This window comes from Paenibacillus sp. OT2-17 (genome assembly GCF_009827695.1).
Lineage (GTDB): Bacteria > Bacillota > Bacilli > Paenibacillales > Paenibacillaceae > Paenibacillus > Paenibacillus polymyxa_B.
The window spans coordinates 67,124-83,442 of the sequence record NZ_WUDQ01000005.1 but is presented as its reverse complement, the minus strand read 5'-3'; the positions used below and the strand labels follow the sequence as shown (position 1 = coordinate 83,442).

Annotated in this window: 16 protein-coding genes and 1 riboswitch; of the genes, 15 read left to right on the top strand and 1 reads right to left on the bottom strand. The window is 47.6% G+C overall.

Features of this window, described 5'->3' with window-relative positions:
- Positions 1-11 precede the first annotated feature (11 nt).
- Positions 12-294: riboswitch (cyclic di-AMP (ydaO/yuaA leader) on the top strand.
- Between the two features lie 271 nt (positions 295-565).
- From GRP75_RS03175 to GRP75_RS03125, 11 genes are all read left to right on the top strand, one after another.
- Positions 566-1,714: a resuscitation-promoting factor gene (locus GRP75_RS03175; RefSeq protein ID WP_071559543.1), complete on the top strand. Its 1,149-nt coding sequence runs from the start codon at positions 566-568 to the stop codon at positions 1,712-1,714.
- Between the two features lie 146 nt (positions 1,715-1,860).
- On the top strand, positions 1,861-2,406 hold the full coding sequence (rnmV, locus tag GRP75_RS03170) for a ribonuclease M5 (protein ID WP_013308117.1): 546 nt from the start codon (positions 1,861-1,863) through the stop codon (positions 2,404-2,406).
- A gap of 7 nt (positions 2,407-2,413) precedes the next feature.
- The gene (gene rsmA / locus GRP75_RS03165; protein ID WP_013308118.1) at positions 2,414-3,298 is read left to right on the top strand and encodes a 16S rRNA (adenine(1518)-N(6)/adenine(1519)-N(6))-dimethyltransferase RsmA; all 885 of its coding nucleotides are present in this window, start codon (positions 2,414-2,416) and stop codon (positions 3,296-3,298) included.
- Positions 3,299-3,353: 55 nt separating this feature from the next.
- Complete coding sequence (gene yabG / locus GRP75_RS03160) at positions 3,354-4,250, top strand: sporulation peptidase YabG (protein ID WP_023986432.1); 897 nt, start codon at positions 3,354-3,356, stop codon at positions 4,248-4,250.
- 201 nt (positions 4,251-4,451) lie between these two features.
- Complete coding sequence (gene veg / locus GRP75_RS03155; RefSeq protein WP_013308120.1) at positions 4,452-4,733, top strand: biofilm formation stimulator Veg; 282 nt, start codon at positions 4,452-4,454, stop codon at positions 4,731-4,733.
- A 162-nt stretch (positions 4,734-4,895) separates the two neighbouring features.
- Entirely contained in the window at positions 4,896-5,075 is a 180-nt protein-coding gene (locus tag GRP75_RS03150; RefSeq protein WP_007428013.1) for a small, acid-soluble spore protein, alpha/beta type, read from the top strand.
- Positions 5,076-5,219: 144 nt separating this feature from the next.
- Positions 5,220-6,074 (top strand): 4-(cytidine 5'-diphospho)-2-C-methyl-D-erythritol kinase, encoded by an 855-nt coding sequence (gene ispE / locus GRP75_RS03145; RefSeq protein ID WP_160788587.1) that lies wholly within the window; start codon positions 5,220-5,222, stop codon positions 6,072-6,074.
- A gap of 181 nt (positions 6,075-6,255) precedes the next feature.
- The gene (gene purR, locus GRP75_RS03140; RefSeq protein WP_160788586.1) at positions 6,256-7,083 is read left to right on the top strand and encodes a pur operon repressor; all 828 of its coding nucleotides are present in this window, start codon (positions 6,256-6,258) and stop codon (positions 7,081-7,083) included.
- Between the two features lie 175 nt (positions 7,084-7,258).
- A complete protein-coding gene (gene spoVG / locus GRP75_RS03135) occupies positions 7,259-7,546 on the top strand; it encodes a septation regulator SpoVG (protein WP_007428016.1) in 288 nt (95 codons plus the stop codon).
- Between the two features lie 345 nt (positions 7,547-7,891).
- Complete coding sequence (gene glmU, locus GRP75_RS03130; RefSeq protein ID WP_080658680.1) at positions 7,892-9,289, top strand: bifunctional UDP-N-acetylglucosamine diphosphorylase/glucosamine-1-phosphate N-acetyltransferase GlmU; 1,398 nt, start codon at positions 7,892-7,894, stop codon at positions 9,287-9,289.
- A 59-nt stretch (positions 9,290-9,348) separates the two neighbouring features.
- Positions 9,349-10,302 carry a ribose-phosphate diphosphokinase gene (locus GRP75_RS03125; protein WP_013308125.1) on the top strand — a complete coding sequence of 318 codons (954 nt, stop codon included), beginning with the start codon at positions 9,349-9,351 and terminating at the stop codon, positions 10,300-10,302.
- Positions 10,303-10,370: 68 nt separating this feature from the next.
- On the opposite strand, the gene GRP75_RS30400 is transcribed toward GRP75_RS03125, so the two are convergent.
- Positions 10,371-10,571, bottom strand: coding sequence for a hypothetical protein (locus GRP75_RS30400; protein WP_023986434.1), 201 nt, complete (start codon positions 10,569-10,571; stop codon positions 10,371-10,373).
- 74 nt (positions 10,572-10,645) lie between these two features.
- Here GRP75_RS30400 and pth point away from each other — a divergent pair, with 74 nt between their 5' ends.
- The 4 genes from pth to GRP75_RS03100 all read left to right on the top strand — a co-directional run bounded on the left by pth (position 10,646) and on the right by GRP75_RS03100 (position 16,287).
- Positions 10,646-11,206 (top strand): aminoacyl-tRNA hydrolase, encoded by a 561-nt coding sequence (gene pth, locus GRP75_RS03115; RefSeq protein ID WP_160788585.1) that lies wholly within the window; start codon positions 10,646-10,648, stop codon positions 11,204-11,206.
- An 86-nt stretch (positions 11,207-11,292) separates the two neighbouring features.
- Positions 11,293-11,523 (top strand): anti-sigma-F factor Fin, encoded by a 231-nt coding sequence (gene fin, locus GRP75_RS03110; protein WP_013308128.1) that lies wholly within the window; start codon positions 11,293-11,295, stop codon positions 11,521-11,523.
- A gap of 134 nt (positions 11,524-11,657) precedes the next feature.
- Entirely contained in the window at positions 11,658-15,185 is a 3,528-nt protein-coding gene (gene mfd, locus GRP75_RS03105; protein WP_160788584.1) for a transcription-repair coupling factor, read from the top strand.
- On the top strand, positions 15,169-16,287 hold the full coding sequence (locus GRP75_RS03100) for a peptidylprolyl isomerase (RefSeq protein ID WP_160788583.1): 1,119 nt from the start codon (positions 15,169-15,171) through the stop codon (positions 16,285-16,287). Before mfd ends, GRP75_RS03100 begins: the two co-directional genes overlap by 17 nt.
- Positions 16,288-16,319: the final 32 nt, after the last annotated feature.

The window sequence follows — 16,319 nt, the reverse complement described above, 5'->3', positions numbered from 1 at the left end:
AGTCATTTCATGAACCAGTCTCGCTGAGTCCCTTTTACAGGGAACGGGGGAACCGATATGGCTTACAGTACGTCCGGCATATGTGCAAGAAGGGAACGTCTCTTCCGCCAGCCGGCTCGACCTAAATTCTTTCCCCGGATGGGATTGAATAGGTGGAGGAGCCGTATTTCGATTTCTTTCTGGGTCTTCGGGGTGAATGTGAAGGCGACCGCCATGAGCGGTTGACCCAAGCTAGGGCGACTCTCTACGTCCGAACCCGACAGCTAACCCCGTAAGCGTAACAAGAGAGAAGCCATCTCGTGCATGAGTTTTCCCGCATATTCACACATGCCGGAAGCCACGAAAGAGCTCTCTAGTCTCTTTCTCTGGCTTTTTTTGTTGTGAATAAAAGAAAATCTGTCATCATACTGTGGTTAAACAGGGGAGGACAGCATGCCGCGAAGACGGGTACATGGTGCAGGACAGTCGCAGTTTGGGCTTGTCTTGTAGAAAATCTGTTATAGTCACGTCAAATCTCAACTATGTCTTACTCCAGACGGCGGGCTATGTAAGGAGGACGGAGGAAATGGGCATTTTCCAAAAAAAGGATACCCATGAGTCACGCTCATCCAGCATGTCTTACGTATTGCGTTGGAAGCAAGAGAATGTGCGCCAGGCTGCTTTGGTTGCTATTTTTCTAATCGCGCTAACGATTATGATTTCAATTCTGATGTACACGCAATCTAAAAAACAAGTCTTTTTTGTCATCGATGGCAAGGCGTCTGCGGTAGAAACCCGGGAATCCAAGCTTCAAGATTTGCTGAGCGAGCATTCCATTTCACTTCAGCCGCATGATACAGTTTCCATGCCGCTAAATGGAGCAATACAGGATGGCGATCGCGTAGTCATTAAACGTGCCAATCAAGTCAAAGTATCTTCAGGCAATGAGACGAAAAAGCTGTACACAACAGAAAATACAGTAGAAGGTGCCATTCGTACCTCGGGCTATAAATTATCATCAACGGATAAAGTTTATCCTGCGTTGGATGCCTCTGTTTCGTCTAACATGGACATAAAAATCGTCCGTGTGAAGAAACAGCAGGTCGAACAGAAAAAACAGGTGCCTTATCAGGTCATCAAAACGGCCGATCCGAGTCTTTATAAAGGCGATAATCGGGTCATTCAAAGCGGCAAATCGGGTGTGGTCGTCCAGCACGTTCAAAAGGTATATCATGATGGAAAGTTGGTATCCAAACAGCTGGTTAACAAGGAAGTTGCACAGAACCGTGTGGATAAAGTCATTGCAGTAGGAACGAAGAAAAAACCGGTCGTTCTGGCTGCTTCCGTCGGTCCCAATGATGCGGTTAAGGCAACAACGGTTAGTTCGGGCAGTGCTGTCCGTAAAGCAGGCGTCAATTTTAAATATAGCAAAGTTTTACAAAATGTCTCCATGACGGCGTATTCCTCACAGGAGCCAGGTATCGGTACACGTACTGCATCCGGCGCACGTGTCACGGAAGGACGCACCATCGCGGTCGATCCGAGTGTAATTCCAATCGGCTGGTGGGTATATATCGAAGGGGTGGGCTTCCGCCGTGCGGAGGATACCGGTGGCGCGATTAAAGGCCACAAAATCGATGTGTATTATGAGAGTTTGAGCCGAGCCAACCAATTTGGTCGTAAGCACGGTAAAACCGTTTATGTTATCGGACCGATAAAGCCTGAAATCAACTAAAACAGGTTGTGTATGTTGAGGGCAATGCGATAGTATTAACAACATAGTTATGCCATGCTAAGAAGAGGATATCCTCTTCTTATTTTGTTTTCAAAAGCAGGGAAAGATAAATATAGCTTGCTGTGTAGCAGTGGAGGGAAACGCAAATGATCAAGGAAGTGATCGTGGTAGAGGGCCGGGATGATACGGTGGCCATTCGCCGCGCTGTTGAAGCGGATACGATAGAAACTGGCGGCTCAGCCATTAATAAAATGACGCTGCGTAAAATTGCATTGGCGCAGGAGCGGCGGGGGGTCATCATTTTAACCGATCCCGATCATGCAGGGGAGCGCATCCGTAAGATTATCGCTTCCAAGGTACCCGGCTGCAAGCAGGCCTTTATACCCGAGGCAGAAGCGACGCGTAAAGGAGATATTGGCGTGGAGAATGCCTCACCGGAAGCGATCAGACACGCTCTTGCACGGGTCCATACGACAGTGGAAGGCGCCGACCCGCTGATTGAGTGGGCGGACCTGATTGATGCTGGACTCATCACCCATCCTAATGCTGCTGCACGCCGTATGGCCTTAGGGAATGTGCTGGGTATTGGTTATTGTAACGGAAAGCAGCTACATAAACGGCTCTCTGTATTTCAGATCAGCCGCGAGGAATTTGCCGGGGCGCTGGCACAAATTGAAAGTGAAGGATTGTGATATCCGTATGACAGGGATTCAAGATATAGCAACACCGCGGCGTACGAAGGACATTATTCAACGGCACGGTTTTTCGTTCAAAAAGAGTTTGGGACAAAATTTCCTGATTGATCAGAATATTCTCAATAAGATTGTAAATGCTGCCGGATTGGATGAGACGAAGGGCGCACTTGAGATCGGTCCTGGGATTGGTGCTTTGACCGAGAAGCTGGCCCAATCGGCCAAGGCAGTTACCGCTGTCGAGATTGACCAGCGGCTGCTGCCAATTCTCGAAGAAGTGTTGGCCCCTTACGAGCATGTGAAGGTACGTCATGGAGATGTGTTGAAGCTGGATTTGCGCGAGGTGTTCGCAGCCGATTTTGCAGACGTGAGCAAAGTAAGTGTCGTGGCTAATCTGCCGTACTACGTTACTACACCGATTCTGATGAGGCTGCTGGAGGACAAGCTCCCTTTGGAGAATATCGTCGTTATGATCCAAAAAGAAGTGGCTGAGCGTATGGCTGCGTCTCCTGGAACGAAGGATTACGGCAGCCTGAGCATTGCGGTGCAATATTACAGCGAACCTGAATTAGTCTGTATTGTGCCGAATACAGTATTTATTCCCCAGCCGAATGTGGAGTCTGCAGTCATCCGGTTGCGTGTACGGGAAGCCCCTCCAGTGGAAGTGGTGGATGAGAAGCATTTCTTTGAAGTGGTTCATGCTGCTTTTGCCCAGCGTCGTAAAACCATTTCCAATAACTTAAAAAGCCGTTTCTTCACCAAAGAGAACAGGGACACGCTGGAGCCGTTGTTGCAACAAGCTGGTATTGAACCCTCCCGTCGAGGAGAAACGCTAAGTATTGAGGAATTTGCGCGTCTCAGCGCTGTGCTGTTGGAGGCAGGTATATCCTAAGCTGGAACCAAACTGTGCATTCACCCATACGATATAGGAGGGGTGATACAGTGTGATGAGTTTAGGAGACTTGGTCGTTCGGAAATCGTACGGCGGAGATGTCACGTTTCGTGTTGAGGACATCCAGCGGGATAAAGCGATCATTAAGGGAATAGAATTTCGGCTGCTGGCCGATTCCCCAGTGAACGATCTGGTCAGAGTGCCTGCAGACCAGATTAGCGGTAAGACTCAGCAGGCCCATATTAAGGCTGGTGAGTCTCTTAATCTGTTGCAACGGGCACGCCAGCAGCAAGCTGCTCGTAGTCAGGCAGCTCTGGTTGGGGACTGGAGTGATCCGGTCGAGTCAACGTATTTTGAAATGCCGGGAAAGGTTCTTCATCTGGATGGAGATCCCGGCTATTTGAAAAAATGTCTCAGTTTATATGAACAGCTCCGTGTTCCTGCAGAGGGACATCACGTTCACGAATCGGCAATGGCGGACACGTTGTACCGACTGCTTCCCCGTATCCGTCCGGATATCGTAGTCATTACCGGACATGACGGTGTGCTGAAGCAGCCACAGCCTTATGATTTGTACAGCTTGAAAAGTTATAAAAATTCGCAAAATTTTGTGGCGGCGATTCAGGTAGCAAGACAATATGAACGTCATCTGGATTCGCTGACGATTGTAGCGGGGGCGTGCCAGTCCCATTTTGAGGCGCTGCTACGTGCGGGAGCGAACTTCGCCAGCTCACCAGGGCGTATCCTGATTCACGCGCTGGACCCCGTTTACGTGGCTGCCAAGGCGGCCTTTACTTCGATCCGTGATACGGTCAACATGGGGGACCTGTTTCACCAGACAATCAGTGGCAGCCGCGGAGTGGGTGGAATTGAAACTAGGGGAAGCTATCGCATCGGCCTGCCGAAGCTTGAAAATTTGTCTACGCTTAAAGTAACGCCTTCCGCAATCTAGGATTCAAATGTGCCAATAGGATTAATCTGAACAAAAAGCCTCTGCTTTCAGAGGCTTTTTGTCATTTTTTATATAAATTATTCCTGTTCGCAAAAAATTAAATTGACAACTTATTTTTCGTGTTGTTATAATATTTAGCTTGATTTGACAATCCCTCTAAAATTCGTTATAATGGACAAGGAAAGAGGTGGTCGTTAGGCAATGGCTAAAAATACGCTGTTGGAAATCAAACGCAGTCTCGACGCACATGTAGGGCAAAAAATTTTGCTGCGGGCTAACGGCGGACGCCGTAAGACCGTCGAACGAACTGGTGTCTTGGAAGAAACGTACCCTTCTGTTTTTATCGTCAAGCTGGATCAGGAGCAACAGACGTTTAAACGTGTCTCCTACAGCTATGCTGACATTCTTACCGAGTCGGTGGAAGTCAGCGTATATGATCCCGACTCCCATACAAGTGTAGTCGAATATTTTGAAACACCTTAATTAATTTCGTGATTTATACCAGCTTCGCAGGTTTAACGACGGCTTCGTCATTTCAAATGACGGGGCCGTTTTGTATATACAGAGCAGGATGAAGCATGACATCTCTGCACATACTAAGCCGGGAATGATCTTCCTTATTCCATTGCCGAAGGAGGCGTATGTATGAGCCGAAGAAGACGGAGTGTCATGTCGGAGGAGCTAAAGTACGAGCTGGCCAAAGATCTTGGATTTTACGACACGGTCAAGGAAGAAGGCTGGGGAGGCATTAAAGCCAAGGATGCGGGCAATATGGTCAAGCGGGCTATCCAACTTGCCGAGCAGGCAGCTTCCCGCAAATCGTAGCCATCGGTGGTGCTGATGAAAAGCGGGGATATCCGGGATTAGACCGGGTCATCTCCGCTTTTTTGAACCTCATGACTTGACACGCTGAGTCTGATATAATATGTTAAGCTGTCTTGAGGGAAAAGTTGAAGGTGGGTGAACGCCTTGAAAATATATGAAAAAGCACCGGCGAAAATCAATTTAATGCTTGATGTTCTACGTAAGCGGGACGATGGTTATCACGAGGTCGAAATGATTATGACCATGGTCGATCTGTCTGACCGATTGACGATGTCTGAGTTACCGCGTGATACCATTATTATTTCAAGTCAAGCCGGGTACATACCATTGGATGAAAAGAACTTGGCTTTTCAGGCTGCGCGTCTGATCAAAGAACGTTATAACGTGTCTACGGGCGTCCACATCCATCTGGATAAGCATATCCCAGTGGCGGCAGGGTTGGCAGGTGGAAGTAGTGATGCTGCCGCAGCGCTGCGTGGACTGAACAAGCTATGGAAGCTTGGCATCTCGGATGCAGGGTTAAGGGTGCTGGGTGCTGAGCTGGGCTCAGATGTACCTTTCTGTATTACAGGGGGTACAGCTTTAGCGAGCGGACGCGGAGAACTGCTCAAGCCACTTCCGAATCCGCCACAATGCTGGGTGATCCTTGCGAAGCCGCCGATTAATGTGTCGACGGCTGAAGTGTATGGTCGTGTCAAAGCAGACCAGATTACGCACCACCCGTCTGCCCGCCAGATGGAGCATGCGATCCGTAACGCCTCTTTTACCGATGTATGCAACGCGCTGGGGAATGTACTGGAGGATGTAACACTAAAGCTGTATCCAGAGGTAGAGCATCTTAAAAGCTCCATGATCCGCTTAGGAGCAGATGGTGTGCTGATGTCAGGTAGTGGACCTACAGTGTTCGGACTGGTATCGAAGGAAGCCAAAGTGCCACGGATTTACAACGGACTAAGAGGGTTTTGTAAAGATGTGTATGCAGTACGACTTTTGACCTGATTTTAGATATTTTTTTCTTATTATAGTGGTAATTGTTGTACAAATACGTACGAAGATGATATATTTACTATTAAATATTCGGATTTTACTATATCACTTACATTCCGCCAGCAACCGGCCAGTCCGCCGGTGCTTTACTGTACAAAGCGGGCGGCAGGAGAATAGATCGCGAGGAATTGTTGTGAAAAAACTTAAAAGAAGCTCACGATTGGTGGAAATGACGCAATTTTTGTTGTCACGGCCGCATACGCTGGTGCCTCTTACTCATTTTGCGGATCGCTACGGGGCAGCTAAGTCGTCCATAAGCGAGGATCTGGCCATCATCAAGGAAGTATTTGAGGATGAGGGCACTGGCGAGCTTCTGACGCTGGCGGGAGCGGCAGGGGGCGTCAAACTGATCCCAAGGCTTTCCAAGCAGCATGCGCTTGCGTTTGCGAACGACCTGTGTGCACAACTGGAGCAGCCTGACCGCATATTACCAGGAGGATACCTGTATTTGTCCGATTTGCTGGGCCAACCTGCGATGATGAACGAAGCTGGTAAAATATTCGCGACCGCTTTTGCCAATCGTCAGATTGATGTGGTTATGACGGTGGAGACCAAGGGTATTCCACTTGCCTATGCAACCGGAGCACAGCTGAATTTGCCAGTCGTTCTCGTACGGCGTGATCATCAGGTGACAGAAGGTTCGGCTGTAAGTATTAATTATGTTTCAGGATCACAAAAGAGCCTGCATACGATGTCTTTATCCAGACGTGCGATGCGTGAGAAATCGCGTGTGCTCATCGTAGATGATTTTATGAAGGCCGGTGGCACCGTTCAGGGGATGGTCGATTTGTTGGCTGAGTTTGATGCTGAGGTGGCCGGTGTAGGTGTGCTGGTAGAATCAGGCGAGGTGGAGAACGAAGAGCGCCTGCTGCACGATTATATTTCACTGGCGAATCTGACCGCAGTCGATTCTCGAAGCAAGCAAATTACAGTCAAGCTGGGCAATTATTTTGATGAGTGAACAGGGCAGTAAATTGTCACAATCCATCATAAAATACCTAAATATGTCGAAAAGAAATCTTTTCAAAAAAATTACCTGAATTTAGGATACGAATTGCCGAAAAAAAGAAGGATTTCGAACTGCTGTGTGGAATGTATACACCAAGTCCTATTTGGAAAAAGGTGGTGAAACACACATGCAGATTACGGATGTTAGACTCCGCCGAGTGAACTCAGAAGGAAGAATGAAGGCGATTGCATCCATTACGATTGATAACGAGTTTGTTGTTCATGACATCCGAGTTATCGACGGTAATAACGGGATGTTCGTAGCTATGCCAAGCAAACGAACTCCAGACGGAGAGTTTCGCGATATCGCTCACCCGATATCTTCAGGAACCCGTGAGAAGATCCAAGCTGCTGTATTGACTGAGTACGAACGTGCGGCTGTGGATGAAGAAGTTGCTATTGAAGAAGGCGCTTAATTCGCCTAAAGCAGGATTGGGGTACAAAAGAAAAAGAGAGCCACTAACTGTGGCTCTCTTTTCTTTTTGTCTGGAATGAGATATATTCTTTAGTGAGTTAACAGTCAGTTTTAAGGCAACTTGGAGCCATCCGGGCTGCCGAAGCGGCTTTTTCATAAGACAGGGACTAGGCAGCGATGCGTCCCGGGGATGAATGTCCAGCACAAGCTGGCCTGAAAAAATAGCCATTAACCAAAGGTTCGCCGTTATTTTTCAGGAGGATTGTGAAAAGTTAAGCAAAATCTGATCTGGGAATTAACGTTTTAGCCAAGGGGTAACTGTTATTTTCAGGATAGGAGGTTGGACTTGTTGGAAAGGTTGGCAGTCATTCTTGCCGCAGGGCAGGGAAAACGTATGAAATCCAAATTATATAAAGTTCTGCATCCGGTGTGCGGAAAACCGATGGTCGGGCATGTGCTCGACACGGTTCGTGAAATCGGTGTGTCCCGAAGTGTAGTCGTCGTGGGTCATGGAGCAGAGGCGGTACAGTCTTATTTGGGACCGTCGGCAGAATATGCGCTTCAGGCAGAGCAGTTGGGAACGGGCCATGCTGTCAAGCAAGCCAAGGACTTGCTCGGTCAGGAAAAAGGTACAACCATTGTCATTTGTGGGGATACTCCTTTGATCACAGCGGAAACGCTAGAGGGCTTGGTGCAACTGCACGAGAGCCGTGGGGCTGCTGCGACGATTCTGACCGCTGAGTTGGACGACCCGAAAGGATATGGACGAGTTATCCGTGATGCTTCCGGGGCCGTGCTCAAGATCGTGGAACAGAAAGATTGTTCACCTGAGGAAGATGCTGTCCGGGAGATCAATACGGGAACGTACTGCTTTGACAATGCCAAGCTGTTTGCAGCGCTGGACAAGGTAACGAACACCAATGCACAGCAGGAATATTATCTGACAGATGTCATTGGTATTTTGCATGGTGAAGGTGAGCAGGTTGAGGCGTATTTGACAGATGATGTGTCTGAATCCATCGGTGTTAACGACAGAGTCGCTTTGTCGGTAGCTGAGGGCTATATGCGTGAGCGCATCGTCCGCAAGCATATGCTGAATGGTGTCACTGTCATTGATCCGTCTTCTACCTATATCGGGAGCGAGGTTGTTATTGGTTCCGATACGGTACTGTACCCGAACACATGGCTGCATGGTCAAACACAAATCGGAGAAGATTGTGTGATTGGTCCGCAGGCTGAGATTCAGAATACGATTATCCATTCAGGCGCAACGGTAAAACATTCGGTGTTGAACGAAGCGGAAGTGGGAAGCAGTACCTCTGTGGGGCCGTTTGCTTATCTGCGTCCAGGCGCGAAGCTTGGCGAACATGTGAAAATTGGTGATTTTGTTGAGGTGAAAAATGCGACCATTGGAGATCATTCCAAGGTGTCTCATTTGAGCTATGTCGGTGATGCCAAGGTGGGTACAAACGTAAATATTGGCTGCGGGGCAATAACGGTCAATTATGATGGATATAATAAATCCATTACAGAAATTGAAGACGATGCCTTTATTGGCAGCAACGTGAATCTGATTGCCCCGATTAAGATTGGAAAAGGTGCTTATGTTGTAGCAGGCTCCACTGTAACACATGCTGTCCCTGATAACGATCTGGCCATTGCCAGACCACGTCAAGAGAACAAAGCCGGATATGCGGACAAAATCCGCGCACGTGCCAAAGCGAAGAAGAAAAGATCGGAATGACCTTAATCAGCAAGCTGTTGAATCTGTAATGAATGAACCAGCACGGAGGGTTTCTATTAATGACTTATTGCGATTCCAAACTCAAAATATTTACTTGTAACTCCAATCCGAAGTTAGCCCACCAGATTGCGGACTACATCGGCATCCCAATGGGGGAATCCCATACCACATCGTTTAGTGACGGTGAAATCCAGGTTAAGCTGTCGGAAAGCGTACGCGGCTGCCATGTGTATATTGTGCAGTCAACTTGTCTGCCGGTTAACGACAACTTGATGGAGTTATTGGTTATGATTGATGCACTTAAACGCGCTTCTGCCAAAAGTATCAATGTCGTTATGCCATATTACGGTTACGCTCGTCAGGATCGTAAAGCTCGTTCACGCGATCCGATTACAGCGAAACTTGTCGCTAACTTGATTGAAAAGGCGGGGGCTCACCGCGTAATCAGTATGGACTTGCATGCGATGCAGATTCAGGGATTCTTTGATATTCCAGTGGATCATATGCTGGGAGCGCCAATTTTGGCCCAATATTTCCGTTCCAAGCAAATTGAGAACCCGATTGTCGTCTCACCCGATCATGGCGGGGTTGTTCGTGCGCGTAAGCTGGCGGACTTCCTGAGTGCGCCGCTCGCTATTATTGATAAGCGTCGTCCAGAGCCAAATGTCAGTGAAGTGATGAATATCATCGGGAACATTGAGGGTAAAACGGCTATTTTAATTGATGATATCATTGATACAGCCGGAACGATTGTATTAGGTGCAAATGCGCTTAAAGAAGGCGGCGTAAAAGATGTGTATGCATGTTGTACACATGCTGTGCTTTCTGGTCCTGCTATGGAAAGACTGGAGAATTCGCCATTAAAAGAGGTGGTTGTGACGGATACGATCCCGATCGTTCACCCGAATCCGACAAGCAAGCTGAAGGTATTGTCTGTGGCTCCATTAATGGGAGAAGCTATCATCCGTGTGCATGAAGAATTGTCGATCAGCAAACTGTTTGAAATCGAATAAGCGCTGGCTCATTAAAAAAGGGGTTGCCTTTTCCATATGGAAAAGGTAACCCCTATCAGCATGTCAGGCTAAAAGCCTGGGCGAGATATGAATGTGAAGCGTTGACGATTGTATAGTGTGTCCTCTATTTCGACGAAATGCTCATTAAAACGCGCAACGATGCCAATCTGAATATGTACATTCCCGTCATATATCTGGACAGGAACGGAATGTTTTAAATGATATAGAAAATGGCTGTCATATAAGAGGATATCACCTTGATTGAGCATACCGGCACGCACCTTCCTATTCAATACAACTATTTTACCAAAAAATACAGACTGCGAAAGAGGGTGTCAAGGTTATGAAGTGGATTGTAGGATTGGGCAACCCCGGTCCCCAATACGAGAAAACGAGACATAATGTCGGATTTAGGGCATTGGATGCTCTTGCCTCGCGTCATAACATCCAGATTAACCAAAGCAAATGCAAGGCGTTGATTGGAGAAGGCCACATTGGTGGCGTAAAAACCGTACTGATTAAGCCAATGACCTATATGAATCTATCAGGCGAGTCTCTACGTGCTTATATGGACTACTATAAGGCCGATATGGAAGATCTGGTTGTCGTGTACGATGATCTGGATACTGAAGTCGGTAAAATAAGATTGCGTTATCAAGGTAGCGCAGGCGGTCATAACGGCATTAAATCGATCATTCAGCATACCGGCACGCAGTCCTTCAATCGGATACGTATGGGCATTTCCCGCCCGGAACCTGGACATGCTATTGTCGATTATGTTCTGGGTACCTTTCCCAAGAAGGAGAAAGAATTACTGGCCGGAATGATCGAGGACACGTGCAACGCCTTAGAGCATAGCTTGAGTCATCCGTTTGAACGGACGATGGCTGAATTCAACAAGTAAGTTCAGACGCAGGCAGACGGGCTTAAATGGAAGATTGTTGGACATACTGAAAGGTATAGAAAACTTTCAGGAGGCATATACATTACATGATTGTTAATTATGTATGCAGACATTGTCGAACTTTCTTGGGACGAATTGATTCCGCGGCAATAACCGAAGAAAGGTTGGGCTTCCATTCCTTGACCCCTGCCGAACGTAGAGATATAATAGCGTATAATTCGGGTGGTGAAGTGACCGTCAAAGTCATTTGCGAGCATTGCAGTCAGGCATTGGAGAATAATCCTGAGCTGAGTCTGCTCGTTAATCCGCTCCAATAACAGGTATTCAACTGGTAGGATTTACCAGCTTGAGAGGTGAAGCGGCAATTCCGCTTATGGAGCCTTGGCAGCATTGCTGAGGCTTCTTTTTCGGTTTACATGTAACTATTTATAAGCATAAAGGGGTGCCTTTTTTGTTACAAGCACTTATTCAGGCTTTTACGAAGGATGCTGATTATGCATCCATTGCAGCAGGTATATCATCAGGAATGAAGGAACAACTGATATCAGGTTTATCAGGCTCTTCCCGACAGGTACTGATGGCCGCGCTTGCCGAAGATACCGGACGACCGTTAATGGTCATGACGCACAATATGTTTGCCGCTCAAAAAATAGCAGATGACTTACAGGAAGCGCTTTCTCCTGATCAGGTTTTATTGTATCCTGCTAATGAGCTGGTAGCTGCTGAAGCAGCAATATCCAGTCCAGAGACATTGTCCCAACGAATTGATGTATTGATACGCTGCGCCCAGGGTTTTCGTGGGATTGTTGTCGTGCCGTTTTCTGGTGTCCGACGTTTACTGCCAATTCCGGAAACATGGCGTGAGGCTCGTATTGAGTTGAAAGAAGGCGAAACGATTCAGCTGGAAGCGTTTTTGCTACATATGGTCGAGATGGGATACCAGCGTGTAGAGCGTGTGGAATCACGTGGAGAGATGAGCGTACGTGGAGGAATTATTGATTTTTATCCAATGACAACCCGTTGGGGCTATCGTGTGGAGCTGTTTGACGATGAAATTGATTCGATCCGTAAGTTTGATCCGCAAGATCAGCGTTCGGTGGAGAAGGTTCAGGACGTTACCGTAACACCGTGTAAGGAAGTTATTGCGAATAACCAGCGTATGGACCAGGCGGCGGATGCCGCTGCTATTTTGTTGGAGGAGCAGCTGGGCAAAATGACGGATCGTCAAGCTAAGCAGCATCTGAAAGAAGAGATCCATCGTGAAATTGAGTTGCTGCGAGAGCATGTGTATTTTGACGAAATCTATAAATATATCTCCCTGCTGTATCCTGAACGTAAAACCCTAGCAGACTATATGCCGGAAGATACGATTCTGATTATTGATGAACCGGCACGTATGCTGGAAACAGCCAAGCAACTGGAACGAGATGAGTCAGAATGGAATCTGCATTTGCTTCAAAACGGTAAAACGTTACCGCAGCTAGAACTGTCAGATGACGCGGACAATCTGCTATACAACCGGAGATTTCAGACGTTGTTTCTGTCGATTTTCCTCCGTCAGGTTCCTCATACCCAGCCACAAAATATTTTGAACTTCATCTGCCGAGGCATGCAGGATTTCCATGGCCAAATGAATGTGCTCAAGGCGGAGATGGATCGTTGGCGCAAAGCGGGCACACAGGTTATGATGCTGGCGAGTGGAGATGAACGTCTAGATCGGATGCGCCGAGTGCTTGAAGATTATGGTATTGATGAGCCTACGATGGCTATCGGCAATCTGCAAAGCGGTTTTGAAATGCCGTCTATTCATCTGGCAGTCATTACCGAGGGTGAAATGTTTTCCCAGAAGCAGCGGAAAGCTCGTAAGCAGGGCCGACATGTGGACAATGCAGAACGGATAAAGAGCTATAGCGAGCTGAAGGTGGGCGACTATGTCGTACACCAAAATCACGGGATCGGGAAGTACATGGGGATCGGCACGCTAGAGGTTGGTGGTATCCATAAGGATTACATGCATGTCCTCTATGCGGGTGGAGATAAGCTGTCTGTGCCGATTGAACAAATTGATCTGATTCAGAAATATGTCGGCTCAGAGGACAAGGAACCTAAGATCTATAAACTGGGTGGCAATGAGTGGACACGGGTTAAAAGTAAGGTGCGCAGCTCGGTTCAGGATATTGCGGATGACTTGATCAAGCTATATGCAGAACGACAGTCGGCACCAGGGTTTGCTTTTGAAAAGGATTCGCCGGAGCAACAAGAGTTTGAGGACATGTTCCCCTATGATGAGACACGTGACCAGATTCGGGCCATTGAAGAGATTAAGAAGGACATGGAGCAGAGTCGCCCGATGGATCGTTTGCTATGCGGTGATGTAGGTTACGGCAAAACTGAAGTTGCTATTCGTGCTGCTTTTAAGTCTGCTATTGAAGGTAAACAAGTAGCGGTGCTGGTACCGACGACAATTTTGGCACAACAACACTATGAGACGTTCCGTGAACGTTTTTCAGGGTATCCGTTCAATATTCAGGTATTGAGCCGTTTCCGCTCGCGCAAAGAGCAGAATGAGACGATTAAAGGGGTCCGGCAAGGCACGGTCGATATTGTCATTGGTACCCATCGTCTGTTGTCGCAGGATCTGGTGTTTAAGGACTTGGGAATGCTGATTGTCGATGAAGAACAGCGATTTGGCGTAACCCACAAGGAAAAGCTGAAGAAGCTGAAAACGAACGTAGATGTGCTGACGTTAACGGCAACACCTATTCCGCGTACGTTGCATATGTCCATGCTGGGTGTACGTGACTTGTCAGTCATTGAGACGCCACCGGAAAACCGTTTTCCAGTGCAAACCTATGTGGTTGAGCACAGCCAGACTCTAGTTCGTGAGGCCATTGAACGCGAGATGGCACGCGGAGGACAGGTGTACTATCTGTATAATCGCGTGCAGGGAATTCAGGAGATGGCTGCAGAGATCAATGCGCTCGTACCGGAGGCCAAGGTGGGCGTGGGTCACGGACAGATGTCCGAAACCGAACTGGAGAAAACTATTTTGGATTTCCTGGATGGCGAATATGATGTGTTGGTCAGTACGAGCATTATCGAAACCGGCGTGGATATTCCAAATGTGAATACACTTATTGTGCATGATGCCGATAAAATGGGGCTATCCCAGCTTTATCAGCTGCGTGGGCGTGTAGGTCGTTCCAATCGGATTGCCTATGCTTACTTCACGTACCAGCGGGATAAGGTGCTCACGGAAGTGGCGGAGAAGCGCCTTCAGTCGATTAAAGAATTTACGGAGCTGGGCTCCGGCTTCAAGATTGCAATGCGCGATTTGTCCATCCGCGGAGCGGGTAACTTGCTTGGCGCCGAGCAGCATGGATTCATCGCATCCGTCGGTTTTGATCTTTACTCGCAGATGCTGGCTGAGGAAATTAATAAACGTAAAGTCAGCGTACTTGGAGAAGAGGATCAGTCCACTCGGAATTGGAGTACGTCGATTGATTTAGGCGTCGATGCTTACCTGCCGGGAGACTATATTTATGACAGCATCCAGAAGATTGAGATTTATAAAAAGGTTGCAGCGGTCAGCACCTTTGACGAGGCTTCCGAACTGGAAGATGAACTGGTCGACCGATTTGGCGATCTGCCAGAGGCTGTGCTTCATTTGCTAGCCGTGGCTCGTCTCAAGGTATATGGACGCATGTATGGCATCGAGTCCATAGTGCAACGGGATGACAATATAGTGTTGAAATTCCATGAAGGACGCCAGCAGGCGGTACAGACTGCTAAACTTGCCGAGATTGGCAATCGCTTTGAAAGACGTGTACAATTTGAACAGGGCACATCTATGAGCGCACGCATAAAGGGCAAAGGTCTAAATGATCCACAGTTGCTAGAACTGCTGGAACAATTTTTGAGTGCATTGAAAGAAGCATTCACATTGAAGGAGGAACTGCAAAATGCCACAACTAAATAAAAGAAAACCTTGGAGAATGCTCTCCTTGGGAATGGCAGCGCTGCTAGCTATATCCGTGTTGGCAGCATGTACGAAGCAAGCGGATGAGAACAAGGTCAAGAATGAACCGAAGGACAACAGCAAGGTTGTCGTGACCTATAAGGGTGGAACCATTACCGAGAATGAGTTCAACCAAGAAATCAGCATGATGAAATTCCTTTACCCGGAATATGAGGCTGCGTTAGCTTCGGATCAGGTACGGGAGCAAATTGTAAAGCAGGAAGTGGTGTACAAGCTTCTGGCGGCCAAAGCGGACGACAAAGCCAAGGAGCAGGGTGCCAAAGAAGGGAACGAACAGCTGGAGCAGTATAAAAAGTCAGTCGGAGAAGATAAGTTCAAGACATTTCTGAGTGATAAAAAACTGACCGAACAAGGTGTGAAAGATTACTTCACGCGTGTAATGACGGTAATCAACAGCGAAACCAACAAAGTAACAGATGATCAGCTAAAACAGGAATTTGAGAAAAATAAAGATCAATTCACAACAGCAACCGTGCGTCATGTATTGATTAACTTCGAAGATCCTAAAACGAAGAAACAGCGCAAAAAAGAGGATACCCTCAAGCTGGCTAAAGAAGTGAAGGCGAAGCTGGACGGAGGAGCGGATTTTGCAACGATTGCCAAGAAGTATTCAGAAGACCCAGGTTCTGCGTCTAACGGAGGTCTGTATGAGAATGCATCCGTAGCGCAATGGGTACCTGCATTTAAAGAGGCCGCTGAGACTCAGCCGATTAACAAAATCGGTGAGCCAGTGGAAACGGAATACGGATATCACGTGATCAAAGTGGAGTCCCGCAATGAGCCAACGTTTGATAAATTGAAAGACAACGAAAAGGCTGCCCTGAAAAATAAATTGGCCGGGGAAAGTATCCAAAACTTTACCGAAAATGATTTGACGAAGCTTGATTTGAAAATCAATCTGCCGAAGGTACCAGCTACGCAAGAGAAAAGCGGTGCAACTTCCGGTGCTGGTAGCACAACTACACCGGGCGCAGCAACAAACGGTACGGGCGATACCAATGCAGGAACAGCCAAAGATGGAGCTACAAACGAAGGTAAATAACTGAACATGCATAAGGAATTGGGAACAGATGA